This is a genomic window from Salipaludibacillus sp. CUR1 (assembly GCF_021028955.1).
In the GTDB taxonomy this organism is placed as follows: Bacteria; Bacillota; Bacilli; order Bacillales; family Salisediminibacteriaceae; genus Salipaludibacillus.
Genome location: NZ_JAIWPE010000023.1, coordinates 35383 through 60472 on the forward strand (window position 1 = coordinate 35383; position 25090 = coordinate 60472).

The window sequence follows — 25090 nt, forward strand, 5'->3', positions numbered from 1 at the left end:
TCCTTCATCCTCCTTTAAATTACCGTTCTAATTTTCCTTCTTTCCTTAGACGGGCACCGGCAATGATGTCTTCTGCGGCGCTGTCCAGCATGTCCACCATCCGCTCTTCACTTACATCTTCTCCCAGCAGCCTGTTCGCCGCCATGACTGAAAGACCTGTTTGAAAAACTCTCATTTTTGTTAAAATCCTGCTTAATTCTTCATCTGTGAAGCCCTCAAGATCAGGGGATTGTTTCATTTGACCGAGCAACTCTCCACCCATATTTTCATCATAATTTTTTAATTCATCCCTGGGATTCAGGAGAATATCTCTGAAAAGGACGGGGTACTGTCCGGCAAACTGGATGCTGGCCACCCCGATGTCACGAAACGGATCACCTGACTGCTGATCAAGAATCATCTGCCGGCTGACATCCGTGACTTTTTGGATGAGGGCCTCTTTCAATTCGTCTGCATCATTGAAATTCACGTAAATCGGCGCAATCGAACTTCCGAGCCTGTCTGCAACCTTTCGGATCGTGAGGTTATCTGTTCCTTCTTTTTGCGCAATATCAAATGCGGCATCAATGATTTGTTCTCTGGAAAATTTCTTTTTCGGCGGCAACGTCCTTTTCCCTCCTTTGTCGCAAAAATACAATACGTACCTTTTTAAAATATCGCTTGTTATATATCAAATGTTATATTATCCTTTTCTTTTTGTCAATGCATGTTTTTACCATGTAAATGTGCCATGAGAAGGATGAAAGCTCCCCCTCTCCCCTTTTTTATGAAAAATTGTCCCTTGTCTCACATATGATTAGTAAACAGATAACGGGAGATGATAGGATGACTTATTACTCTGCTTATCCAAGACAGGCGCTGATCGACTATAAACAAAGCGACGTGACCGGCGACGGGGTGCCTGATAATCTTTACCTGGTTGGTGAGCGGCCTTACGGAATGGAAAGTGCCTATACGGTGAACATTTCTTTGTACATTCAGAACGGCAGGACAGGAGGATGGCACCAGATTATTCCTAAAGAAAATGCCGGCTATCAGCCGACAATTTTTCTCGGAGACTTTACCGGCAACGGGGTGAATGAGATTATGCTCAGTATTTTCAGCGGAGGAAGCGGCGGATACACGTTTTACTACATTTACTCTTTTCTTAACAATACGTCCACTGTGATTTTTGACCATGAGGTGTTCAATCAGGAAGTGACTTACACAGTTACCTATAAAGACAATTATCAGGTGGAAGTGGCCGGGAGCAATACTAACACTTACACGATCGACCTTAAATATAAAGGAGAAGAGTATCTCTCGGAAATTTACAACCCGGACGGCACTTTAAAAGAGCCGATCCAAGGCTGGGTCAATCCGCTCGGCGGGCTGTATCCGGTCGACTTTCAGAGGAACGGCGTTTACGGCTTGTATGCCACGCAAAGAATCGCCGGCAGATATAACGCCGACACAATCGGGGAGGTCCAGACAGCCCTTGATTGGAACGGGGAACGTTTTGCTCCGCTGTTCCAGACAGTGGGGATCTTCGGATGACCTAAGCGCGCCTGTAAAAAGGCTCAGTTCATGCCCAGCATCAGGCTTAACGTGCCCTCCCCCGGAGGGTATGGTTTAGTCCGGCTCAAAAAAGTGAATAAATGAGCGTAGAAGACTAAATTGAGACAAGGATGTTATAAGGCATGAAACTCTCTGAAATGTATGAACAAAATTTATTGAAAGGCTCGGCGTATGCCGCAGCCGCTTTTGCTGTGATTTCATTTGTGCTCGGGCTGCTGCTTCGCTCGCAGGTCATCTTGTTTGACGGCCTTTATTCCATTATCAGTGTTATTTTATCTTTTCTCACTTTGTCGGCCTTTAAGTTTATGAATAAAGCCGATTTTAAGCGATTTCCGTTCGGTAAAGAGACGATCGAACCGCTCATTATCATTATTAAATATTTTTCTATGATTGCGCTGATCGCCGGGTCATTTATTGCCGCAGTGATCGCGCTGTTCCAAGGGGGACGTCCGGTTCCTGTGGGAGCAGGTCTTGCTTATGCCGCATTTGCTTCGCTGTTTTGCTTTGCAGTCTACCGCTATTTTGTGGCCAGAGGGAAAAAAATCAATTCGAATTTGCTGCGGGCAGAGGCTAATGAATGGTATTTGGACACGATGGTCAGCCTCGGTGTCCTGATAGGCTTTCTTATTGCCTTCATTCTTCAGTTCATTCCTGCCCTGGAAGCCTTCATCGTTTATGTAGACCCAGTGATGATGATGGTTATTTCCTTTTACTTTATTAAATGGCCGCTAATCGAAATCCGTCATTCTATGCGGGAACTGCTGGAAATGCGCCCGGCTGACGGGACGAGCGAGGTTGTGGAAAAAGCCGCGAAAGCGATCGAGGAGCGGGAGAACCTTAAAGAATCATTTATAAGAGTGACAAAAGTTGCCAAGACGTTATGGGTGGAAATTGATTTTGTAGTCGGTCCACATGGAAGTGTTCAGACGATCGATGACCAGGACCGTATCCGTGAAGAATTGGAGGAGCGCCTCAAAAATCTGCCTCTCGAAAAAAGATGGCTGACCGTTTCCTTTACTAACAACCGTAAATGGGCGCTTTAACGACAGGCCACCGCTATCAAAGGACCCGTAAATAGAGACTTTGGTGATTTTACTTAAATAGAAGAACGCAAGGCGGCTCTGAAGTTAATAACGAGGCCGCCTCTCCTATATTTCACCGCCACACCATGCCTCCCCTTTTATGACCGGCTGCCTGAACGGCGTTCTTTTAGCGTACTCATGAATGCCCAGCCTGCGTAAATCAGGGCAGCTATATTTAAGATGAGCATGATAACGTTATAAACAGAAAAGGCTCCTTCAAATGTATAAGTAAGATATCTGAACGTATTAAAGATGAGAATGGTAAACAGAAAGATATATAAATACTTTTTCACTACTTCTCCCCCCTCACATGGCCTCCGTTTCCAATTGCCCATTATACCATGTTATTTTTTACAACACCCTGCTTTTTCACAAAGGCTGCCGCAGCCCGTGCAGCCTGCCCGCCCAATCCCTCCTGCCTCTCTTTTCCGCTATATAGAATGTATACTTCCCATCACGCATAGAATGTACCGGTGCTTTTAAAAACTGGAGGTGGTGGTGTGCTTCATACCGTTAAGCCCGGTGAGACACTCGGTCAAATTTCAAGGGATTACCGTGTTCCGATTCAGACGATCATTCAGGCGAACCCAAACATAGATCCAAACATTATTTTTCACGGTCAGTTAATAGAAATCCCGGGTTTCTCCCGCCCTGAAACTCTTCCGTACCGGATTGAAGTCTCAGTTAACAATCGTTCGCTCGCACTTTACCGCAACGGCGTGCTGGAAAGACAATATCCAATAGCAGTCGGCCGTATGCTTTATGACACGCCCCTCGGCGATTATATTATTATTAATAAAGCGCCCAACCCGGGCGGCCCGTTCGGAACGATGTGGATGAGCCTGTCAAAGCAGGGTTACGGTATTCACGGGACTGATGATCCGGCTTCCATCGGCCAGGCAGTCTCCCGCGGGTGCATTCGAATGTACAACAGAGATGTGGAGGAACTTGCCAGCATTATCCCGATCGGAACCCCTGTTTCAATCAGAGACTGAACACAGCGCCTCCCCGTCCGGCTCTTTATATAAAAGGCCAGGACAGCGTAAACTATCCTGGCCAATCAAGATCAAGCTCTTAATATTCTTCCACAGAAGCAATATAAGGCAAGTTTCTGTATCTTTGCGCAAAATCAATGCCGTAACCGACAATAAATTCGTCAGGAATTACAAAGCCCACATAATCAATAGGCAGGTCGACACGTCTGCGTTCAGGTTTATCCAGCAGCGTGCAGACTTTAATCTGTTTCGGCTTATGCATATGTAAGTGATCGCGCAGAAAATGAAGCGTCAGGCCGCTGTCCACTATATCCTCTACCACTACAACGTTTTCATTTGTAATGTTGCTGTCGAGATCTTTAAGAAGCCTTACTTTTCCTGTAGTTTCGGTCTGGTTTCCATAACTTGAAACCGAAATAAAATCGACTTGGACGTTGCCTTTCATTTCACGCATGAGATCAGCCGCAAAGACAAACGAACCTTTCAGGACAGCAACCAGTACGACAGGTTCGTTATTGAAATCTTTTTCAATTTCCTCTGCCAGTTCCTTCACTTTTTGCTTGATTTCCGATTCTGAGATCATCGTTTCTTTAATTCTGTACGCCACGGCGTGCACCTGCTTTCCAATAAGTTATTTCAAAAAAAGCCTTTCTCCGTTTCATATTTTATAAAAGATTGAACTAAAATGATACCTGCATCCTCGCTTTTCTTATATTTTCATAACCCTCTCACTCCTATTCCCTCTTTCTTCATACTCCTTCACCGCCACTGCCTGAAAAAATCTCTAAAACTAATCACAAATTAGGTAAAACGCCCATAAGATACCGTGGAGGTGGATTAATAATGAGTATGCCAATCGTTCCTAAACAGCCTTATCGCCCGGATCTTGATGAGACAGTCATTGATTTGCTGGAATCTATCGCCCTTGAAGAAGTCGCCTTATCACACTTGCTTAATGCAGAAGCTGAAAAAATCCAGGCTTTTTTATGTAAATTTCATGAATGTGATAAAGCAGACTATAAAGAGCTGATTCACTTTAACAGAACGGTTAACAGTACGTTAAGTTCCATTGTAATGAAAGAATTCCTACTTCTGCGGAAATTGGAAACAACCTTGCAGATTACTGATGAAAAGGATTGTCCAAAAAAAGATAAAAAAGAAAAACCTAAGAAAAAGTGTCCGCCGCCGCCTTGTCCTCCGGGCTGCACATGTAAACACTGCCGAAAGGAATAATCTTATGACTGTTTCACAGCCTAAACCTACCACAGACGACCTGTTATTACAGGCCTTCAATGATATGGAAGAATCGATTGTTGATTTTTTCAGAATTTCCGAAAAACTGATTCAGGCCTCTCAGTTATCAGGGATCGAAAAGGACGGGGAATATGAAAATCAGTTAGGCAAACTGATTTTCTGTTTTAATTCTTTCTTTAGCCAGTTAATTGAAATTGAAAAAATGGTTTTTAAAAAAAGAGCTGTCATTTTTTACAGAAACACCGGCGAAGCTGACAGCCGCAGCTATCATGAAAAATATATTCATAACCGGAAAGCTCTGAAAACCCATATAGAGAGAATAACCGATATTCTCTCTAATTGTATTTTCTATAAAGAAACGCGTCTCATCAGGCATCAGCTTGAGGAATTCAGCGATTATTGCCATACGGCTGATTTCCTGTTTGAAGACATGAAAGACGATATCAGTGCTGAATCTTTCCCTGATCCTGCACCTCCATTAATAAAAATAATGACTGGAAAAAGGACTGGAAGCAAACGATGAAAAAAGAGTGTATACTTTTCCCGCATGCCCGGCATGAAGAGGAAAGACTCTTTTCCCCCTTCATGCACCGGCGGCGGCTTTTAGCAGCTGCCAATTTATTTTTTCACCCTTAGTGTTTCAATTGTATGAACACAGAATTATCCCAGCTACATTTCTTCCTTATCATCGTCGTCAATTAAATCAATTGTATCTTCAAGTTTGAACTGAAGCAGCATTTCTTTCTTAATGACATTTCTCAAAGTTCTTTCCACACTCCTGTTAATATCGAACAAGTCATCAATGGTCGCGTGTTTGTTGCCTATAACCTTCTGAATCTTTTCACCTTCCGCGTTCATGATGTGCGCTAATGACAGTTCTTCTAAAGCAATAGATACGAGCAGCAGATTAATGACGTCCTCACGATCAAGATCAATTTTCGGCTTTAAATCAGGAATTTCAGGCATACCCATGTTTAATGTCCCCCTCAAAATTAAAGTCAATTACAGCGTATGTAGGCTATTAACATTTGGCATAGGCAAACACCCGATCTTTAAAATTAATATTTCCCGTTACATAACTAAACAGCTGGGCATATGGTAATTGAAAGGAGCGACTAATAAGCCGTTATAAAAAGGGGGAAAATAAGTGACTTTTTACCAGCGAGACGACTGCAAGCCGCTTGTTGGGGTTTTTATTTCTAAAAAACAGGCTAACAGACTGTTAAAACAACTCCCGCACCCAAGGCTCTCGGATTTAGCTGAGGCTAATGACATTGCGGGCACTAACCTGTATTTTTTCTCCCTCAAAGAAGTCCTGATCAGCAAAAAAACAATATATGGGATCTTCTATGATAAAGATGATTATTATTGGAAAAGAAAACCCTTCCCTTACCCTTCTGTTCTTTATAAATTATGGACAGAAAACAAACTGAATGAAGATAAATATTTACCCTTTATGACCCAGTTAACGGAGGAAAATATTCACTATATAAACTATCCGCATCCCTTAAACAAATGGAAGCTTTATAATCACTTGCAAGCCTGTAACGAGCTGAAAGACCATTTACCTGATACAAGGCTGCTTTATTCTGCCGATGTTCTTAACGGTATGCTGGCTGAATACGGGACTCTTTATGTAAAGGCAGCTGTTGGAAGCCGCGGTGAACAAGTTGTAAAAATAACTGACCTTGAGGATGGGCAGTGCCTCTACAGTTACTACAAAAATGGAGGAGTTATTAATCGAAGCGGCACCCCGGAAAGTGTTTATCACTATGTAATAAGACTTTTTAAAACAGAGGAGATTATTAGTCAAGCAGCGATTGACCTCATCGAAGTTAATGGCTCAATAAGTGATTTTCGCGCAGAAGTTCAGCGGGATGGAAGCGGAAAACTGGAAGTGACGGCCGTTCCAGTCCGCCTGTCACGGCAGCACTCTCCTATAACCACCCACGCCAGGAGTTATACTTTTGAAGACTTTCATCAGGCCTACATGCGTTATACGCCTGAAGAAATTGCTGCTTTAAAAGAAAGAACAGGCGATTTTGCAAAAAGAATTTATGAATGTGTGGAAAAAAAATACGGGCCGGTGGGGGAACTGGGAATCGATCTGGCTATAGATAAGAGCGGCAAGCTTTGGTATATTGAAACGAATGCCCAATCAGCCAAAGTGTCCTTATATAAAGCATACAGGGATGACATAATTTCCAGAGCTTCTTTAAACCCTTTGCAATATGCGAATTATTTACACAGCAGCAAAAATAAAATCCCCCGCTGCACTTAATCAGTGAAGGGGGGAAACCTTAAGTTTCTGAAGCTGGAACCTCGGCCGCTTTTTCAGCCGACTGGTGATCCCTGTTCTGCCTGCTGCACCAAACAGCGTGCTCAAAGAGAACCTTATAATGCTTACTGTCAAACTTGCTTCTGTAAGGCCTGAAGTTCGCTTCAATGAGCCAAACTTGATCATTTTTGTCTATAGCGACATCGAGTCCAAGATCCACAATATGCGGATTCTTTGCTTCAAGAGCTTTAGCCGTTTTAATACACGCTTTTTTGACCTGCTTCTTAATAGCCGGTTCTAGAACCGGGTTTACATTGAATTTCAGACGGCCGCCCTGGTCAGCATTGGAAACGAAAGGGCATTCGTCCGCAATTCTCACATATATTTTCGTCACCTGCCACTTGCCTGATTTATTTTTTTGAGTGAACACTCTTAAATCAAACTTTTGGTTCTTATATTTTCTGCTGTTAATCCCTTCCTGAACGATAAACCTGCCTGGGGTTTTAAAGGTCGAAGAGTAATAATTCCGCAGCTCGGTATCCGGTATCTGTTTGACTGTCTGATTGGCGCTTTTAATATGGGACATCGTGAAGGCAGAGCCTGATTTCTCCAGCATATAAATATTGTTTCCTTTGCAGCTGTGTTTCGGTTTAATATAAACTTTATCGTAACGGTCCGCCATATCCTTCATTTTTGAAAATGACAAGGTCGACGTCTCAGGCAAACTCGGTCCCAGGTCATCTACAGTTTCCAAATATTTATGAACACTGTATTTGCCTCGTTCTTCATTCGTCAGCACATTTAAAAACACCTTATTGTGGTTCTTGATAAAATATCTTACTTTATCAATGCTTTCTTTGTTTTTTAAATAGGAATATCCCCTGTATAAATTAACTTTTGGCACCGGAACGGTCTTTCTTGCCCGCTCACCGTTCCTATGCTCATACACAAGCCCGTTAACTGTTCGGGTTTTAAGTGACAGACGTTTAAAACTGTAGAAGCAAAGGTCGACGTTGTTTTTATTCGCGAGTTCCTCATAAAATTGCACAACCGGACTCCCTGTTCCTGACAATGAATTTTTAATGACAGTGGGCGATAAGATGATTCCTATCATTCTTCCTGCTCCTTTCGCATGGCCGGTGCCGTGGACAGGGCCCTTGGCCAAAGGGTAAATGCTCTTACACCCTCACCCAGGGGATTTGCTTTAGTTTTCAACGGCCTTTTTATAAGCCATTATGCGCTTAATTTGTGTTCGGTCTTCGAGACTCCGGAATCCTCCCAAAAGCGGCCAGAGGTTTAATTCAAAAATATATAAGTTCCCCTTTTGATCCATCCCGATATCCACCCCAAAAATTGTCTGCTTGGGATAAGACTGCCCTAATGTTTCTGCCGCTAAGAGTGAAAGCTCTTTAAGGTTATTTACTAACCGTTCCTTTAAATGTTCTGGAATATCCAGTTTATTCAGAGCCTCTTCTAAGGCCAGGGCTGTTCCATGATGGCGGCGGTTGGTTACCTTGTAGCCGCTCCCTCCTTTTCTGGCGAGAATACCAGTGACTTCCCACGGGCTTTTTAAACTTAACCTCTGTACAATAATCCTAAAATCAAAACGGCGGTTGTCTATTTTAGCAAGGTTAATTTCCCTCTGAATAATAAATTCTTTATCTCCGATTGCTTCCGTTAAATAAGTGTACACTTGGTACCTTCTCTTAAACTCTTTCGTTTCTTTATTAATAGACAACGTATAATTTGATTGGCCTTTCTCAATAAAGTAAATATTTTTCCCTTGTTTGCCATTATTCGGCTTCACAACAACTGCCTGATAGTCTTTTAACATTTGGTAGAAGTTTTTTTTAGTCCATTTCTTTGTATCAGGGAGATGCGGCTGCAAAAGAAGGTTGTTATTCATTGCCAGGTGCATTTTATACTTATCTCTTCCCTTCAATCTCAATTTTTTTCACCCTTTCTTCTCCGTGTTGTACCAAACCAGCCTGCACCACCTGGAAAATGAGTTCCAACATTTATAATACGTGTCCTGCGTCCACTCGATTAGCCCCGGTTCCTCTTCTGCTTCGGCCAGTTCTTCCTGCAGCTCTTGTTTGAGCTGATCTGCCTCCCTGGTTTCTGATGATTGTTTTGCTGCTTTTACAGCAACCGGTTTTTTTTGTTTTTCCGTTTCTCCAAAAGTCTTGGCTTGGTCTTCGGCATTAAATGATTTCTTTGCTTCCAGAGTCTGGCTGCCTTGTATCAGTGCCGGTTCTGCTATTTCTTGTTTCTCATCAACCGGAACAGTTTGTTGAATGAACCCTTCCTCACTGTCTTCCTTTTCCGGTTCTTTAAAAGCATTACCTTCTTCCCAGTAAGCAGATGAGCCCTCTGCTTCCTTAACTTCTTCCTTTTCCGGTTCTTTAATAGAAGCTGCCGCTGTTTCAAGTCCAGCCGGTTTAATTGATGGATCAGGCAGTGAAGGTTCACTATCCTCTTTGGAGGCGAAAGTTTCATCTGTCGAACCTGTTTCTTTTTCAGAAATTTCTTCTTCCTTTTCAAAAATTACCTCTTCTTTTTTCTCCGCAGGCTGCTCTTCTTTCCCGGCTGTCTCGTCCTCATCTCTTATATCCGGCAGAATATCCGGCTTCTCCTCTGTTGTTTCTGTAGCTTCAGCGAGGCCTTTATCCTCCAGCTTTTCATTAAGAAGATATCTCGCATAAAAGAGAATATTGGATAATGCGCGGTTTAACGTCTTTTCGCCGTATGCTTTAATTAACGAGACTTTTGCACTTTGTGAATTGCATTCGATAAATTTTATTTGGAGATTTTTTGTTAAAGCAAAATCTATGCCGATTTCTGCAAATTTACCGTATTTTTTCTCTGTATCTTCATACACAACAATTAAAAATCGCTCAATCTCCTTTTTTATTTCTGATTTTCTCTTTAATGGGATATCCAGCAAATCCAGCAGCTCATCTAAAGGAAAGGCTTGAGAGTGGATTGTAATCGGTGAGTTTTTCTGACTCATCCGTGCGCTGATGCCGCTGATTTCGATTTCTCCTTTTTTGTTTCTTTGAAGCTCTGCTCGTAAATCTAGCCGTCTCCCTTTCACTTCGAGGAGGTCGATCGCCTCTTGTACCATGAACTCTTTACCTTTATAAAACGCCTGAATGAATGGAAGCATGTCATCCATCGTTTCATAGGTTGTTAAATTGACATTGTTTTTAATATGGTCAAAGAACTTACAGGCATACTGATAATCCGGAAGGGTTTCCACTCTTACGACCTGCTGCCCTTTTCTTCCTGTGACTCCCTTCAGGTAGATCGTTTTATGCTTTTCCAGCATCTGAAATAAATCTTCCGGCTCTTTGTACAGGAGAGTTTCCATTAAATAAGGCTGAAGCCTTTCTACCGTACCGAAATAATGGTATATCTCCCAGTTTCCTAAGGTAGAAGGGTTTAGATATAACGTTTCTCTTTTTTCACATTGATTCAGGAAAGTAGTATAGTCATGTTTGTATCTCTTAGGCGGACCGCCGCGCCGGTAAAGCACGTCAGGGTAAGGAAACATATCAATTTTCCATGAGTCATCTTTAGTATCAAAATAGTATCCAATAATTGTTTGAGTTTTTAAGTCAACCTGTTTAATGGAGAAAAGATACATTTTGAGATTTACCTTTTTATTGGCTTCCGCTAATTGCTGCAGCCGGTAATGAGGTTTTTCTTTAATAATGGCTCTCCAAGCTCTGTTGGATATTAGAACCCCCAGATAACCGTGTGATTTGTCCTGTGAGGCCAAAATTTTTCACCCTTTCTCGTCTATTTTACTGATAGTGTATTAAGAAAGGGCTGGTGAGTAACGGCTTAACACCCGGTTTTACGTCTCCTTTGCCAAAAATAGAGCATGTATCACGGTTTTTAAAATGGATTTTATTATCACAGGAAAACCAACGACAAATACCCCCTGCAAAAACAGGAGGCAGAAACTATCAGTGTCAATCTATTTTTTCTTAACCTTTTTTCTCTTAACAGGAAAGCCGTCTAAACTCATTGCATACAGAAAAGGCGTTCCTTTCACGGCTGCTTCGAGAGCCGGGTCTTCAACCGGATACACATTCCTCATATTCATTTCAAGAATCCAGAAGTGAAGGTGTTCATCTACTACAAAGTCTATAGCAATATCTCCGTATGTTCCTTTTCTGCCTGCCCGCCGGCAGGCACGTCTGCATATTTTAACAATCTTTCGTTCCAGCAGGGCCGCTTTCTTCTTATCCAGGTTATAAATCTGCCGGAAAGCTTCGGGTCCCGGAAGCCAGTAATCCATGCATCTGACGTTCGTAATGATGCTTCCTTTTTGGGAAATACGGGCCGTTATCCCCGAAGATCTCCATCTTTTAGATGCTCCCTTTTGCATATAGATCCGAAAGTCGACGTGGCTTGAGTCATAATTAACCGGCAAACCTTGCTGTACAAGGTACTCCTTTGAACTATTTATTCTCTTTTCAATTAAGGGGTGGGCTTCCAGGTCTTCTGTAAACTCTTTTTGCTGTTTATCGTCTGTTATAAGATAACCGCTTTTGTCTCTTTCCAGTTTAATGATTGACCTGCCTTCCGACCCTCTAACCGGTTTTACATACACACACGGATAGTTGGTCAGAATCTCCTTTATATGTTCTATCTCGTCTGCTTTTTTAGTATAAGGCAGATATTTTCGTAAGATCGAGTCAGGAGAAAGCCATTGCCACATTTCCCACTTGTCAAAAAAATAAGAGTTAAACATTCTTCCATTGGTCAATTCAATTAAATGGTTGTTTATATCTTCGGATAATCGTACTCTTTTGAAAATAGCACCAGGTGAGAAAAAAACAGCTTCTTTCCATTTTAATTCCCCTGTTTTTGCTTCTGGCGAATAATAATATCCTCTTATTTCCTTTTCTTCCGGATCAATCCCGTCTTCCGCACAGAGGCAGATCATTCCTTTTTCGGGTACAAACTGTTCAATCCGTGTTTGTAAATGCTGTAATCTTCTGGAAAGCCTATCACCCTTATTTGACGCAATCCATAAGATCACAGGACCTAATTGGAGCGTATTATTTGTAATTTTGAAGTCGAAAGTCAGATCTTCCGGAATAAATAGATCTTCCTTGAGATCAGAGGCCAATTGAATTACGTCTTTTGGAAGATCATCGTGAAATTCAACTGCCAGTTTCCTTTTCCATGAGCCAAATCTAAAATATATCTTCTTAGAGGTAAGTTTATCCTTACTCTTCATGCTCTCAGGCAAATAAATGTCCGTATCGCCTTGTCGAGGTACCCACTTTACCTTAAGCATAAAAACCTCCCGCTTCTGTTTTTGATATCTTATGAAGCAAGCGGGAAATTTGCCTTACTTTACTTTTTATTTAGCCTGCCCCAGTTTGCGCTCGTTGTTCCAAACCAAATTTTAATACTTAAAAGTGCGGTTATTTTCGACGTAATGAAAGATAATAAAGAATGTTTGAAATGGCCATGCTTATTTCAAACGCTTTCTTTAAGCACTCTGTTGACGAAATAACTTATCGCTCAGTTTTGTTCGTTGGCACAACCAAACTAAAGGAGATGTTAGTATGTTCAGAATGGGTCGAAACAACAATAATAACGGAAACACCCTGATGTTATCTCTCATTGGTCTGGGTATAGGAGCAACAGCAGTTGGCCTTATGAGCAGACGAAACCGGAATATGCTTCAGCCGGTCCAAAATGCATTTAATCAACTGAAGGATTAGTTATATCTAATGAGTGCAGCGGGGGTTTGCCACAGAAGTCTAACTTTTGGGGGCGACCCCTTTTTCTTAAATGCTGGTGCTGGAATCTCATATCGCCTGCTCAGCATGCGATAAGGGCGACGAGCGGACCTTTTATACGATATATGGTTTATTCAGGTTGCGGTACGCCCAAAGAGAGGCTCCTATAATTGATATATCACCTTCTCGGACTCCCAAAAAGGATCGCCAGTGGAGAATAAGCCAGAAATGCCTTCGACTAATTAAGGGTTCATCTGCTAGGGAGGAGACCTAAATCTTCTTACCCCCTCCTTCAACTCCCCTATAAACAACGTCAAAAAAGCAAATATTTTTCTAATCAATAAAGCCTTACTCTTTCTGGACATACTTCGCGCCCAAGGACATATGTATGAAAAGGGGGTGTCCACATGGAAAAACGACTGGCTTATTTATGGACTGCTTTAAATTTGATCGGATTCGCCGCAATGGTGACAATAAATTACCTTGCCAACTCTCTTCCAATTGGCGGAAGGACAACAGGCGAGGTGTCCGCAATGTTCCCTGTACTCGTTACACCTGCCTCTTACGCCTTTTCTATCTGGGGACTCATTTATTTACTCCTTGCCTGCTTTATAGTCATTCAGCTGATTCCTCGAAAAAGGAATGTTCCGCTCATTACTATGATCGGCCCCTGGTTTTTTGTCAGCTGTCTCTTTAACATCTTCTGGATTTTCCTGTGGCATTATTTATATATTGTCTCTGCTATGTTTATAATGATCGGAATCTTAATCACCCTCAGTGTCATTTATCAAAGGATTCATTATTATAATACGCGTGTAGAGCGGTTAAACAGAGTCGAGCGGCTTTGTTATCTGCTCCCTTTCAGTATTTATCTTGCCTGGATCTCAGTCGCTACTATTGTCAATATTAGTATTGGTCTGGAGGTGCTTAACTGGGATAGATGGGGATTACGTGATGAGTTTTGGGCGGTAGCCGTTCTTGCACTGGCAGCCGGGCTTGCCCTGTACTTTGGCTCCCGTTATACCGACATAGCCTTTATGCTTGTTATTATCTGGGCTTTAACCGCGATTGGAGTGCAGCAATCCGGTCTCGTTTCCCAAACCGCCTACCTCCTTTCTGCCGTGCTTATAGTTTCGGCCTTTATTTTCCTTTACCGCAGACACCGCGTCCGGCTTCCCTAGCCGGACATTTTTTTAATAGAAAGAATGTCAATTGGAAAATAATAGGTTATTATTAAACTAAGAGGGCCATTTAATAGTTATACGTAAAGGCGAAAGGGGAAAAGGACATGAGTATCGCATTTATACTTGTTTCGGCTGTTTGGAGTTATTTGATAGCAGCCTCGCTTCAAAAGAAACATAAAATAACCTGGTTTTTTATCCTCTTATCTTTTAGCAATTTAGCAGCCGGAATCGCTGTCACTCATTCTTTTTTATTTATTTTCGGCCTTATTGCTTTTATTCCCTTAATTCTGCATCTCTCTTCTGCCTATTATATGTTTATTAGGAGCAGAATTTATTAATCCCCCAGTACGCCGGGGAATTGGAGTGATTACAATCGGAAAAGTAAACTTCTCTATTCTTATCATTTCAGTGATCGCTGCCTTGTCAGCTATAGCTTCAGGAAATTTCTGGCTGTACGTCTTATGGGCTTTATCAGCTGTCATTGGTGCCCTTCACCTGGCTTCTTATGACAAACATTCCGTGAAAGTCTATTTTTGGTTAGCTTTTTTCCTCGTATCATTAGGATTAATCTACCAGCTATTTCTAAGTTGAGAAGGTTATCCTGCTATCCTCTTTCGTTTCTGCTCTTTCTCCCCCTTCCAGCACCTATCTCTTTTTGTTTCCAAAATACTCCCCTAATGTTACCTTTTCATCCGATCTGCTTTACATAGTTTCGTCTCTATAATATGGCCTCTCACCAACATGGAACTTCTTACGTCTCTATCCCTTAAAAACCCCCCGCAAAATCCGATTCTTCCCCCTGGACGATCACCCATGCGACACTTTCATCAATTTACTCGCACTGCATATAGAAGCCCTGTCCACTTTCAGAAAAATAAATATATTATAGTAGCACTCTCAGGTGCTCTACAGGCATTTATATCAGAAAGGAGAGTAAAAAAATGTCTACCTCTTCACCAGTAATAGGCCTATTATGCAGAGCAAACATGAAGAAGAGGCTGCTCAGACAGAAAGTGCCTTTTCGGGCGAGGCTTTCATACAGGGCAGGCCTTCAAACTGGTGCCACCGTTTATTTCTTCACGGCTAAAGACTTTATAAAGAAGAGAAACAAGATCAAAGGCGTCTATTATGACAGGAGCCAAAAGAAATGGAGAAGAAAACTGTTTCCCTTCCCTGACATCATTTTCAGACTGGGAGGCACTTATACGGGAAATAAATATCCGTCTTTCAATCGTTCTCTTAAATCCCGTAAAACTCTTGTTCTCAACCGCCTGAAAAGTTTTGATAAATACACCCAGTACAAGGTTTTGCGAAAAAAATCCTCTACTGCCTCCGCCTTGCCAATTACGAAGGAGTTATCTCTCAAGAAGAAACAGCAGCTATTTCAATTTATTAATAGACATTCCAATGTTTATATCAAAGCAAAGTACAGTTTCCAGAGCAGAGGCGTAATGAGGGTTCGTAAAAAAGGAACCAACTCGTTTGAATACCTCTATTTCCGACGAAAACGAATCAGACAGGGAATTGTTTCAAAGTCTCAACTCATAAAAATTTTGACAAAATTTTTTAAACGAAAACCTTTGTTTATTCAAAAAGAAATTCCAATCGTCAGACACCGCGGAAAGCCTTTTGATATCAGGATTGAAATAAATAAAACGCTAAACGGAAAACCCAAAGTTTCAGCCTACTGTGTCAAAGAGCACCCAAAAGGTGTGTTCACTTCGAAAAATTCAAAAAGCTACAAGCTGAGAAACTTTTTCCTAAGAAAATACACTTACTCCGATCAATACGTGACTTCTTTAATTAAAAAAATTGACCAGGTTTGTTATGCCACTTATGAGGCACTGGAATCCGGTTACGGACCGCTTGGTGAAATCTCAGTTGACTTGGGCTTAGACAAAAATGGGAAATTGTGGATTATAGAAGCTAACTTGTGCAGCGGTAAACGCGCGTTCTATCACACTTACGGAGCTGCAGATATTGAGAGATCCTACGTTGAGATGTTTTCCTACGCGGTTAAGAAAATTAAATAGAAAGGAGTTCCAGCATGAGTGAGGAAAATCGAATAGGTATTATATTAGCTTCGGCTAAATATAAGAAGTTGAGAAACGGAGACAAGAATGTGCGGAAAGTAGCCCAGCTTTATATGACATCTGCGAGAGAAAAAAACTGCTCTGTATGCTTTTTCCGCCTTCACGACCTGAAAGTCGGGAAGAAATCAGTCACATGTCTTATAAAAAAGCGCGGGAGGTTCAAGTTAACGGCAGTTCCGATTCCGAAAGTCATTTATAAACGTGTCGGCCATTCGAGAAAGCATCTTCCTCTCTTTAGGTATTTAAAAAGAAACGGAACGATTGTCTTCAATCATTATAATAATAATTATAAATGGAACGTATGGAAAATCGTCAATCAGCACCCCACTCTTTCGAAAAATCAGCCATTTACTAAAATTGCATCTGTAAGTACCGTTAAATCAATGATTACGGATTACCCAAGCGTCATTATAAAACCGAACAGAGGGGAAGCCGGCCGCGGCATTATGAAAATCAATAAAGCTGGAAAAGGAAAGTGGGTCTTATTTACTAAAAATAAACATGGCCGGTGGAGAAAACGGTATTTTACTAATCAGCTGCCGGGAATTCTCGTTAAAAGGATTAAAAAACGCAAATACCTTGTTCAGCAAACAATTGATTTGGCGACATATAAAGGCTCACGCTTCGACTTAAGAGTTGCAGTCCAGAGAAAAACAAATAATCAATGGCAAGTGACCTCCATCTTTGGGAAAGTAGCTCAAAAAGGACAATTACTCACAAACATGAGCCAGGGGGGCACCTCTTATACCCTTGATCAGATTCTTCAGGCTCATCCAACCTTACAAACTGAAAAAGTAAAACAGAAAGTTCATAACTTAGCACTGAAACTGGCAAAACATTTGGGGCATTATAAGCCTGGCATGCATGATTTTGGATTTGATATCGGTATCTCTAAAGATGGTGAACCTTTCTTATTTGAGGCCAACCATACGAATGACTACCCGTTTTTTTCAATTAAAAACGGCAAACTGCTAAACAATGACTGGTACTCGGTTTATAAAACACCGATCGACTTAGCAGCCTCCGTACTGCCTGGCAGGAACAGTGTCAGACGAAAAGATTTTTTAAACAGGATTAAGTAAAAAGAAGCCAATAAACGAGCAAAACAGACATCCTTAGCGAAAAGGATGTCTGTTTTATTGTAACCTTAAACTCAACACTTACTAAAAATAAAAGAGTCCGCGAACGGACCCTCTTAACTTTAGTAAACATAGTATAATAAGGATGATTAACCATTCTGTCTAATTTCTGATCCTGTTAATGTCCCATTATTAAAAGTGACGGTTTGGGCTGCAGGACCAAGTGTCCCTGCTGTCGCTACCAGCGTATAGGTTCTTTCTCCTTCACCTGGGTTTTCATCACAGCATGTCAAAGCACTCATTCTCCAACTGCCAACCGGGCCAGAAGTATCTGTCCCGCTGCATATCACTTCATCATCATCTCTTACAATACTAAATGTAACTTGCCGGTTTCCAATCACTCCGCCAGTTAACGTCCATGAGGCATAGGCTGTTAACCATACAACGTTGTCAGACTCATCCACATCCAATGTGACTGTTGCAAGATTCGCGCTCGCACCTGTCGCGGCCAAAGTCTGACCAGGTGTCACCTCGCTGCAGTCAAACTCCAAAAATATTTGTGGTGGTATAATTCCCATTTATTCACTTCCTCTTTATTATTTGATTGTTGAGTCACTTACTTCTCAACACTACATCTTATGTTGTAAAACGTTCTTGGAAAGGGACAAACTGGCAGACGTATATCTATTTTTCCGGAAATAGTTTTGTGTCTGAAGTATGTTAGGAATGGATAGATGCATGTCTCCATCCAGGGCAGCTTCATGGTACGATTAAGAAACAGGGAGGATAAGAAAGTGAAGAAAAAGAGGTTCCAGCGCAGGACCAATATAGGGTGCTGCTCCCTGCCCAATCAATCCGACAGAGCGGCAAACATACAGACCTATGAACTCTAAAGAAACTACCTTTGCAATTTTAAAAGGATTAAAAATTGAAATACACATAACAGGATAATAAAATTAATTGCCTATAGGGCAGACTTATATTACCTAAAACAACACCGGGGGTAAAAGATGTTCTTTTTTAAAAACTATGAACAAAGTATTTTGCAGCTGCCAGTAAAAGAAACGTATACAAAGGAAGACTTAATGACTGACTCTTTCCTTTACGCAAAAGACAATAAGGCAGAAGTTTTCTGGGCTCCCTTTGAAGATATAAACAGGGAGGCTAAAGTAATTATACTGGGGATTACCCCAGGATGGACGCAGATGGAGCTGGCCTATAACTACGTTAGAAAACACATTGGTTCTGAAGATAAAGAACTAATGTTGCGCCGTGCTAAAAGACAGGCTAGTTTTGGCGGCAAAGGTATTAGAAAAAACCTCGTTGACATGCTTGACGGCATAGAATTGAATAAGCACCTTAACATTCACAGCTGCTCAGAGCTCTATGGAGAAATGAACCATCTTTTGCACTCCTCTTCCTTACTCAGATATCCCGTGTTTATCAATAAAAAGAATTACAGCGGCTCTAACCCATCTATGCTGAAGCATCCCTTACTTTTTCAAATGATTGATGAACTGTTTGTCCCCGAGTCCAACGAGGTGAAAGATGCTGTCATCATTCCAGCGGGTAAAGCTGTGTCAGATGTGCTTCGTTATTTAGTTGACGAAGAAAAGATACAAAATCACTTAATATTGTTTGATTTTCCTCATCCTTCTGGAGCGAACGGGCACCGTAAAAAGCAATATGAGGAAAAAAAAGAGTGGTTTAAGGAACAGCTGAAGGCACATTTCAGTTAAAGGAGCTTTTGCTTGATATATTTAATTGCTTCGTAAACATCATGGGGAGAGGGAGCGAAATATTTAATAGACTTTCCCCTCCCCCTTATTTTTTCTCACTGGCTTCTGCCTTCGCGTCCGAGATAGTTATTCCTCGATCACTCCCTCCTCTTTCGCTTGATTTCACAGATCCCCTCCACCCTCTTTTCCTTAATCGCCAGCACTCCAATTAAGCCAAACAGTGAGAAGATGACCGGCGTGAAGAATCCGTAATAATATCCTTGAACGATATTACCTGCCGTTGCCTGAAAATGATCGAGTATATATCCAAAAATGCCCGGCAGCAGTACGGCACTTAGAAATCCGCCTGTATTCGCAAACCCGGAGACCATACCCGATTCTTTTACAGGAAAAGAGTGGCGAATCGCTGCGAACGTTAAAGAATTTGATCCAAACCCAAAGCCAATAAGAAAGAAAAGGACAACCAGCAAGTAAAATGGCGGATGAGCTTGAAAGAAAAGAAAGGCCGACCATAACAATAAAACCGCAAAATGAAAAACCATATAAGGCCGTTTGATGGTGTTTAAACAGCTTGATATCCAGCCAATTAGAGGGGCGCCAATAAGTGCTCCAACGAGACTGATCATAATCAGCCGGCTTGCCTCTATACGTGTCATTCCATAGATCTCCATCCCGTAAGGAACAGCCCACGAGCCGATAAATCCGATATATCCTCCGACAAGCCCGAAGTGACATAAAAATAATCCCCATGCTTGCCGGTTCGAAAGCATTTTTCGCAGAATGAGCATTACAGGTGCTCTCTCTTTTGGTACGGTGTTTTTCACGACTGCCGATTCGTTTGATTTTTTTATTAGGACAAAATAAAGAAACACGCTGCACAAACATAAAAGTAGGCCTGCTGAAAGAAATGCCCCCCTCCAGCCAAGTACAACAATGAATACGGAGAAAGGAACGGTCGCCAAAAGAAATCCAAGGCTTCCAGTCATCCCCGCAAAACCGATTAACCGCGTAAATTCCTTTTCATTAAACCAGAGACTCAATATTAATATCATGTTTACCCATATGGTCGCATCCCCTATTCCCGTCAGTATTCTGGCCAAGAACAGGACAGCTTCATGGGTGCCAAGACTGTAGATAATGGTGCCTGCGCCTGTTAGTGCTGTACCTGTAATAAGGAAAAAATCAGGCCCGTAACGGTCTGCGAGAATTCCCATTGGAATTTGCAAACTCGTATATACGAGAAATTGGATACTTGTCACTAAACCAATCGTTGAAGCCGTGACACTAAAATCTGTCATCAGCTGGTCTGTAATTAATCCGGGAGCGGTTCGCTGGCTCGACATTATCAAATAAGTAAACAATACAGAAGCAAATATAACCCATCTGAACCTACTGTTTTGTTTGTCCAATTACATCTACTCCTGTCAGCTTTTACCTTATATATATGGGTTTAAGGAAACAGTAGATGTATTTTCTTAATAGAAAACTTAAAAGCAGCAGCCAGAAAATCCTGGTTGCCGGGGTTCCATACTATGAGGCATATACACAAATTCCAGTTCATAAAATTCATAGGGATGTTTTTTAGTTTCAACTAAAAAGGATAAAGCTCATGTCTAACAGCACGGAGGCATGGAAAGCAAGCTTGGAATGGAGGATGGAATGATACAAATATCAGGGGCCCCGTTTCAGCCACAGGAAAATTGGGAGCTTGACAGTATTGAAGAATCAATCATACAGCATATGCTTCATGCTCCGAACGTTTATTCTTATGCTTCAGCGGATGAGTTATTGTTTGAAGTGAACATGCGAAAAAACATTATTAAAAGTTCTAAAGAGATGAGTGAAAGTGAAGCACAGTTTACAACTTTTGAATATGCCACCTGTAACCCCCGGTACTGGAATTTAACAGCGCAAGGCGGATTTCTTTTAAGAGGCGATGTGCAACCTGCTGATGCCATTCATGATATTTACCGGAACAGTTCGCTCTATGGATTTGAATGTGCAACTGCTATTGTGATTATCTATTACCATGCCACATTGAACAGTATTGGCAAATCCTTATTTAATGCCTTGTTTCAAAACCTTTACCTTTACAGCTGGAACACGGATCCCGACCTGGGTATCGTGACCTTTTATTCCAATCACTTATTGCCAGGTGATGTTAGTTATGTTAATAATCCCGACTTCCATAATAATGCTCCATGGTTCAGAGGCCTTAATGTTGTCCTCCTGGACGACGGGACGTATTTCGGTCATGGATTTCATATAAGAACTAAAGAAGAAATCATTGATATTCTCAACGACTATAGAAACCCGGGCAGCCAACAGTCAGCTTACATGACTAATTTAGTGACAAGGCCATCATTTAACTCTTTAGCCAGTCTAGTCAGTCAGCAAAGAAACTATAGAGCATACAAGATGTACCACCCGGTTATCCACCATAACGACTCTTCCATTTCATATGTCAATTATTTATATTATCTCTCAAATGGAAAATGGAATTAATAAGAATTGGCGAGATTAAAACGTATTCACCCCATTGATAACCTTTAGGGAGATACTTACCACCCATTATATTCACCCATTTTTCATATAGACGGGCTCCAATCCATGCTCCGGGAGTAAGATGTAGGTATAAGCATACTAACAAAACAAAAGGAAGTGTGAAGATGTATTCTAACTTAAATGCCCCCCCGACTCTCGGAGCAAATATACCTCCAAATGTTCCGCCAAATATTGCTCCAATGCCGTCAATGCCGACTTATACAGCACCTGCTTTTGGTTATGGATATGAAGCACCTGCGTATCCGCGACATAATTTCACTATCATTGTCGTCCTTTTTATCTTATTAATCATTATTGGCGCAAGCTACACATCAAAAAAGTGTTAATTAAGTCTCTATTAGTTAAAAATTCCTGTACAGTTCAACTTGTACAGGAGTTTTTTTAGGTCTAAAATTGCGTTTAATTTCTTTTGGATTTTTGTCATCTAAAAACATTTCCATAATCCTCATTTCAATCATTACCCAGACCAAATCCCAGTCACACTCTATGATGCATATACCCAAACCCCAGTTCATAAAATTCATATGGATGGTTTTTCAAGTTTTTACTTAGAGAGGATGAAGCTCATTCATGTCTAACAGTAATGTGACGCATGGTTATAATGAAGGCTACGGAAATATTAATAATTTCAAATCGCTGTTAGAGGAAAAAGGGTTTGTTGTGCAGGAAGGATTGCTTCGCTATGAAGATATATTGAAGCTATGCAGTTTAGGAATTATAGAGGATTGTTTTGGCAATCATGCCGGTGCTCCTTATGCACTTTACTTACTTCCGCCAGCTCCAAACCAGAACCCATCTAAAGGTCAGAGGCCTCCAAAAGGCTATGACCCTCAAAACCCTGATAATTATCCAGCCAATATAGCCTATTTATCACCTGGGGCTAACTTTAAGCTTCGCCCTGATGAAGCAATCGTGTTAGTTGGAAAGACTCCTCCGCCTGCCTATTATTTCAGTTTTAGAAGTTATATTAGTTTTGTCCAAAACGAACCAGAAAAAGATTACAGCGACTATCTTACAGTCGGCAATGAAGAAATTGGCGAGTATCACAGGCTTCTTAACAGCCTGGGCGATCAAGTAAATAATTTCAATATATGGACTGAACATACTCAAAAAGGAACACTTGGAAATCCTTACAGCAGCTCTACTGTCATCATTACCACAGCCGACAGAAAAATAAATGAGCAAATGCGGGAGACTCTGGAAGCGGCAGGATTCAGCCCGGATATAATGAACAATGACAACATCCCTATTGGAATGGTCAATATGGGACTTGAAAAGGGAAGAGATCACTTTATGTTCGCTATGAGGGCTATCGTTTTTCATGATCCAGCGGTTGGGAAAGAATATCTCACGAACCTTAAGGATTACGTGAAGGTGTTTCGTATTTCTCCGAAAACTCCCGTCACACACTTAAGCCCGTGGCCGATCACCACCCTTAAACGCAGGGAAACATACACGACCGAGTTCGAAGTTCTTCCTCATGCAAGGAATGAACTTACTCACCTGCGAAATGAAATAATAAAAAAGTATGGAAGTACAGACTATGACCATACAGACCTGAAGACAGATATTTGGATTGTTGATGGGTATACTGCCACAGTTATGGATGTTGATACAGTAGGTGATAACAGAGACGCCTCCTATTTCAGGTCAGAGACGTTCCAATTAACCTCCGATGATGACTTTATCATCTTATATGGGGTAAACCACGAACAAACTGGAAAAGCAGTTATTAACAATGCCAGTTTCTACGGAGAAGAACACTTAAATGGTGTAGCCGTAGCTCAACTATCGGTTGAATTTAAAAATTCTGCGTCCGACCTTTTCCCTCAAGGCTATGAAAATGAAAAATACTATTACGTAAGTAAAATGTCCAGAAAGAATGACGGAAAGAGTGTACCAATACCTTATAGTACTGGAAATCCCGATGGAAAAGCATACGGAGTGGATAATTATAACGATGCTTTTATAGGATTCAGGCTTTATGTGGACAAAGAAGCTCTTGTTGGCCCCGCCCACTTGGATGTCATTTGGGACCGAGCCCTCCTTTTTACTAAGAAAAAAGAGTCAAGCCGAGGTACCCGTAAAGGAAAATCTCACAGGAAAGATCTCGCAGACAATATCTCTATCAAAATAAGCAATAAGGAAATAAGACTGTAAAAATAAGAACTCGTATATGGATTGACAATGTAAAAAAACACCGATGCTCACCCGACACTTTTCACCATTACAAAAATGCCCCTCAAACGATCAGGTTTGAGGGGACATCTGGGTCTGCACTATTTTGGAAAACCTCAAGGTCAATGGTAAACTGAAGTTTATTTTACTCGCTATATTTTGACAATCCTTTCTGTGTGCTTACAAAAAGGATTGTCAAATAGCGAGGTTTTTGTTCTAACTGAACTTTTTGACCGGAAATGAGACTGAACTTTAGCGTTTAAAGAATAGCTTCACCCTCACCTTTTTCTTGCTTAACTAACTTCTTATCGTACATTTTAATGAATGGGAACCAAATGATAAATGCAATAATTGCAGAAAAGAATGCCATGAAAGCCGCCATTAAGCTTCCTCCTGTACTGATAAATGCGCCTATTCCTATCGGAGAAGGCCAAGGCATTTGTGCAATTACAGGTTCCATAATTTGCAGTCTTATAGCCCAATAAGCCAGGGATGCTGTTACCATTGGTGCTAAAAAGAACGGAATAGCCAGGAATGGATTATACACAATCGGCAAGCCAAAAATCAAAGGTTCATTAATATTAAAAACACCAGGAACAATAGATGCTTTTCCTAACACTTTTAACTGTTTTGATTTAGCTAAAAATGCAATGAATATAACTAAACCTAATGTTGCTCCGGAACCACCTATAATTACGAAAGCATTGTTAAATTCACCCGCAAGTGGAATATTTGCTCCTTCCGCGTTGGCTTGCATATTGGAAAGTATAATTGGTGTTAAGAATCCGACCCAGATGACATTAAACCCATGGATCCCTACAATCCAGAGTGCGTGGATCAGGAAGTAAATAACCATTACACCTAACCAAGTATCGGTTATATTAACAACAAATCCAAATGGAACAGCAATTACCTGAAATATATCTGTACCTAAGCTAACGAGAATGCCATTAATTAATATCACAACAATAGCAACTAAAAATGCTGGAACTAAAGCTGTGAATGACCTTGATACACCTTCAGGTACTGCTTCCGGCATTTTAATAACCCAGTTGCGTTTTACACACAGTCTGTATAGCTGTACAGCTATAACAGCCATAATAATAGCCGAGAATATTCCTGTAGAACCTAAGCGGCTCACACCGCTCCAAGTCATTTCCCACCCATTAATAATTGGGGCCCCATTATCCATTTGTTCGTAAGCGTCAAACCAACTACACCTTCTCCTTTTCCTTATGCCATGCGATACTCTGATTAAGAAATGAAGATAAGGAGAGTTGTCATGGCCAGAGAAGATATGTACCTGCAATGGAAAAAA

General features: G+C 41.2%; 26 protein-coding genes. 14 read left to right on the forward strand and 12 right to left on the reverse strand.

Annotation, left to right across the window (positions count from 1 at the left end; all coding sequences use genetic code 11):
- Positions 1-19 precede the first annotated feature (19 nt).
- Positions 20-604 (reverse strand): TetR/AcrR family transcriptional regulator, encoded by a 585-nt coding sequence (locus tag K8O68_RS05475; RefSeq protein ID WP_230895921.1) that lies wholly within the window; start codon positions 602-604, stop codon positions 20-22.
- A gap of 221 nt (positions 605-825) precedes the next feature.
- Here K8O68_RS05475 and K8O68_RS05480 point away from each other — a divergent pair, with 221 nt between their 5' ends.
- Both K8O68_RS05480 and K8O68_RS05485 read left to right on the forward strand, forming a co-directional pair.
- The gene (locus K8O68_RS05480; protein ID WP_230895922.1) at positions 826-1536 is read left to right on the forward strand and encodes a VCBS repeat-containing protein; all 711 of its coding nucleotides are present in this window, start codon (positions 826-828) and stop codon (positions 1534-1536) included.
- Between the two features lie 143 nt (positions 1537-1679).
- Entirely contained in the window at positions 1680-2600 is a 921-nt protein-coding gene (locus K8O68_RS05485; protein ID WP_230895923.1) for a cation diffusion facilitator family transporter, read from the forward strand.
- 137 nt (positions 2601-2737) lie between these two features.
- Here K8O68_RS05485 and K8O68_RS05490 read toward each other — a convergent pair whose 3' ends face one another.
- The gene (locus K8O68_RS05490) at positions 2738-2932 is read right to left on the reverse strand and encodes a hypothetical protein (protein ID WP_230895924.1); all 195 of its coding nucleotides are present in this window, start codon (positions 2930-2932) and stop codon (positions 2738-2740) included.
- A 207-nt stretch (positions 2933-3139) separates the two neighbouring features.
- Here K8O68_RS05490 and K8O68_RS05495 point away from each other — a divergent pair, with 207 nt between their 5' ends.
- Entirely contained in the window at positions 3140-3634 is a 495-nt protein-coding gene (locus tag K8O68_RS05495; protein ID WP_230895925.1) for a L,D-transpeptidase family protein, read from the forward strand.
- A gap of 79 nt (positions 3635-3713) precedes the next feature.
- Here K8O68_RS05495 and hpt read toward each other — a convergent pair whose 3' ends face one another.
- The gene (gene hpt, locus K8O68_RS05500; RefSeq protein ID WP_235788424.1) at positions 3714-4217 is read right to left on the reverse strand and encodes a hypoxanthine phosphoribosyltransferase; all 504 of its coding nucleotides are present in this window, start codon (positions 4215-4217) and stop codon (positions 3714-3716) included.
- A gap of 260 nt (positions 4218-4477) precedes the next feature.
- On the opposite strand from hpt, the gene K8O68_RS05505 reads away from it, so the two are divergent.
- Positions 4478-4867, forward strand: coding sequence for an alpha-helical endospore appendage domain-containing protein (locus K8O68_RS05505; protein WP_230895927.1), 390 nt, complete (start codon positions 4478-4480; stop codon positions 4865-4867).
- 4 nt (positions 4868-4871) lie between these two features.
- Positions 4872-5411: a hypothetical protein gene (locus K8O68_RS05510; protein WP_230895928.1), complete on the forward strand. Its 540-nt coding sequence runs from the start codon at positions 4872-4874 to the stop codon at positions 5409-5411.
- Between the two features lie 146 nt (positions 5412-5557).
- On the opposite strand, the gene K8O68_RS05515 is transcribed toward K8O68_RS05510, so the two are convergent.
- Positions 5558-5860: an alpha-helical endospore appendage domain-containing protein gene (locus K8O68_RS05515; RefSeq protein WP_230895929.1), complete on the reverse strand. Its 303-nt coding sequence runs from the start codon at positions 5858-5860 to the stop codon at positions 5558-5560.
- Positions 5861-6035: 175 nt separating this feature from the next.
- Here K8O68_RS05515 and K8O68_RS05520 point away from each other — a divergent pair, with 175 nt between their 5' ends.
- Positions 6036-7169 carry a YheC/YheD family endospore coat-associated protein gene (locus tag K8O68_RS05520; protein ID WP_230895930.1) on the forward strand — a complete coding sequence of 378 codons (1134 nt, stop codon included), beginning with the start codon at positions 6036-6038 and terminating at the stop codon, positions 7167-7169.
- A gap of 19 nt (positions 7170-7188) precedes the next feature.
- On the opposite strand, the gene K8O68_RS05525 is transcribed toward K8O68_RS05520, so the two are convergent.
- The 4 genes from K8O68_RS05525 to K8O68_RS05540 form a co-directional block, all read right to left on the reverse strand.
- Complete coding sequence (locus K8O68_RS05525; protein WP_230895931.1) at positions 7189-8280, reverse strand: YheC/YheD family protein; 1092 nt, start codon at positions 8278-8280, stop codon at positions 7189-7191.
- Between the two features lie 90 nt (positions 8281-8370).
- Positions 8371-9114, reverse strand: a complete 744-nt coding sequence (locus tag K8O68_RS05530; protein WP_230895932.1) for a YheC/YheD family protein — start codon at positions 9112-9114, stop codon at positions 8371-8373.
- 6 nt (positions 9115-9120) lie between these two features.
- Positions 9121-10950, reverse strand: a complete 1830-nt coding sequence (locus K8O68_RS05535) for a YheC/YheD family endospore coat-associated protein (RefSeq protein WP_230895933.1) — start codon at positions 10948-10950, stop codon at positions 9121-9123.
- Positions 10951-11151: 201 nt separating this feature from the next.
- On the reverse strand, positions 11152-12483 hold the full coding sequence (locus K8O68_RS05540; protein WP_230895934.1) for a YheC/YheD family protein: 1332 nt from the start codon (positions 12481-12483) through the stop codon (positions 11152-11154).
- 274 nt (positions 12484-12757) lie between these two features.
- Between K8O68_RS05540 and K8O68_RS05545 the strand changes: the two genes are divergently transcribed.
- Positions 12758-12916, forward strand: coding sequence for a hypothetical protein (locus K8O68_RS05545; RefSeq protein ID WP_177174317.1), 159 nt, complete (start codon positions 12758-12760; stop codon positions 12914-12916).
- Between the two features lie 425 nt (positions 12917-13341).
- The gene (locus tag K8O68_RS05550; RefSeq protein WP_230895935.1) at positions 13342-14115 is read left to right on the forward strand and encodes a tryptophan-rich sensory protein; all 774 of its coding nucleotides are present in this window, start codon (positions 13342-13344) and stop codon (positions 14113-14115) included.
- Positions 14116-14399: 284 nt separating this feature from the next.
- Here K8O68_RS05550 and K8O68_RS05555 read toward each other — a convergent pair whose 3' ends face one another.
- A complete protein-coding gene (locus K8O68_RS05555) occupies positions 14400-14600 on the reverse strand; it encodes a hypothetical protein (RefSeq protein ID WP_230895936.1) in 201 nt (66 codons plus the stop codon).
- A gap of 459 nt (positions 14601-15059) precedes the next feature.
- Between K8O68_RS05555 and K8O68_RS05560 the strand changes: the two genes are divergently transcribed.
- Entirely contained in the window at positions 15060-16151 is a 1092-nt protein-coding gene (locus K8O68_RS05560) for a YheC/YheD family protein (RefSeq protein ID WP_230895937.1), read from the forward strand.
- Between the two features lie 14 nt (positions 16152-16165).
- Entirely contained in the window at positions 16166-17293 is a 1128-nt protein-coding gene (locus K8O68_RS05565) for a YheC/YheD family protein (protein ID WP_230895938.1), read from the forward strand.
- 146 nt (positions 17294-17439) lie between these two features.
- Here K8O68_RS05565 and K8O68_RS05570 read toward each other — a convergent pair whose 3' ends face one another.
- Positions 17440-17868, reverse strand: a complete 429-nt coding sequence (locus K8O68_RS05570; protein WP_230895939.1) for a hypothetical protein — start codon at positions 17866-17868, stop codon at positions 17440-17442.
- Positions 17869-18300: 432 nt separating this feature from the next.
- Between K8O68_RS05570 and K8O68_RS05575 the strand changes: the two genes are divergently transcribed.
- Positions 18301-19029 (forward strand): hypothetical protein, encoded by a 729-nt coding sequence (locus tag K8O68_RS05575; RefSeq protein WP_230895940.1) that lies wholly within the window; start codon positions 18301-18303, stop codon positions 19027-19029.
- A 137-nt stretch (positions 19030-19166) separates the two neighbouring features.
- Here the strand turns inward: K8O68_RS05575 and K8O68_RS05580 are convergent, their stop codons facing one another.
- Positions 19167-20438, reverse strand: coding sequence for an MFS transporter (locus K8O68_RS05580; protein ID WP_230895941.1), 1272 nt, complete (start codon positions 20436-20438; stop codon positions 19167-19169).
- 250 nt (positions 20439-20688) lie between these two features.
- Here K8O68_RS05580 and K8O68_RS05585 point away from each other — a divergent pair, with 250 nt between their 5' ends.
- The 3 genes from K8O68_RS05585 to K8O68_RS05595 all read left to right on the forward strand — a co-directional run bounded on the left by K8O68_RS05585 (position 20689) and on the right by K8O68_RS05595 (position 23754).
- A complete protein-coding gene (locus K8O68_RS05585; protein ID WP_230895942.1) occupies positions 20689-21534 on the forward strand; it encodes a protein-glutamine gamma-glutamyltransferase in 846 nt (281 codons plus the stop codon).
- 248 nt (positions 21535-21782) lie between these two features.
- Positions 21783-21920: a YjcZ family sporulation protein gene (locus K8O68_RS05590; protein WP_143051233.1), complete on the forward strand. Its 138-nt coding sequence runs from the start codon at positions 21783-21785 to the stop codon at positions 21918-21920.
- Positions 21921-22164: 244 nt separating this feature from the next.
- On the forward strand, positions 22165-23754 hold the full coding sequence (locus K8O68_RS05595) for a hypothetical protein (RefSeq protein WP_230895943.1): 1590 nt from the start codon (positions 22165-22167) through the stop codon (positions 23752-23754).
- Positions 23755-24031: 277 nt separating this feature from the next.
- On the opposite strand, the gene celB is transcribed toward K8O68_RS05595, so the two are convergent.
- A partial coding sequence (gene celB / locus K8O68_RS05600) for a PTS cellobiose transporter subunit IIC (protein ID WP_230895944.1) occupies positions 24032-25090 on the reverse strand: 1059 nt, incomplete at its 5' end.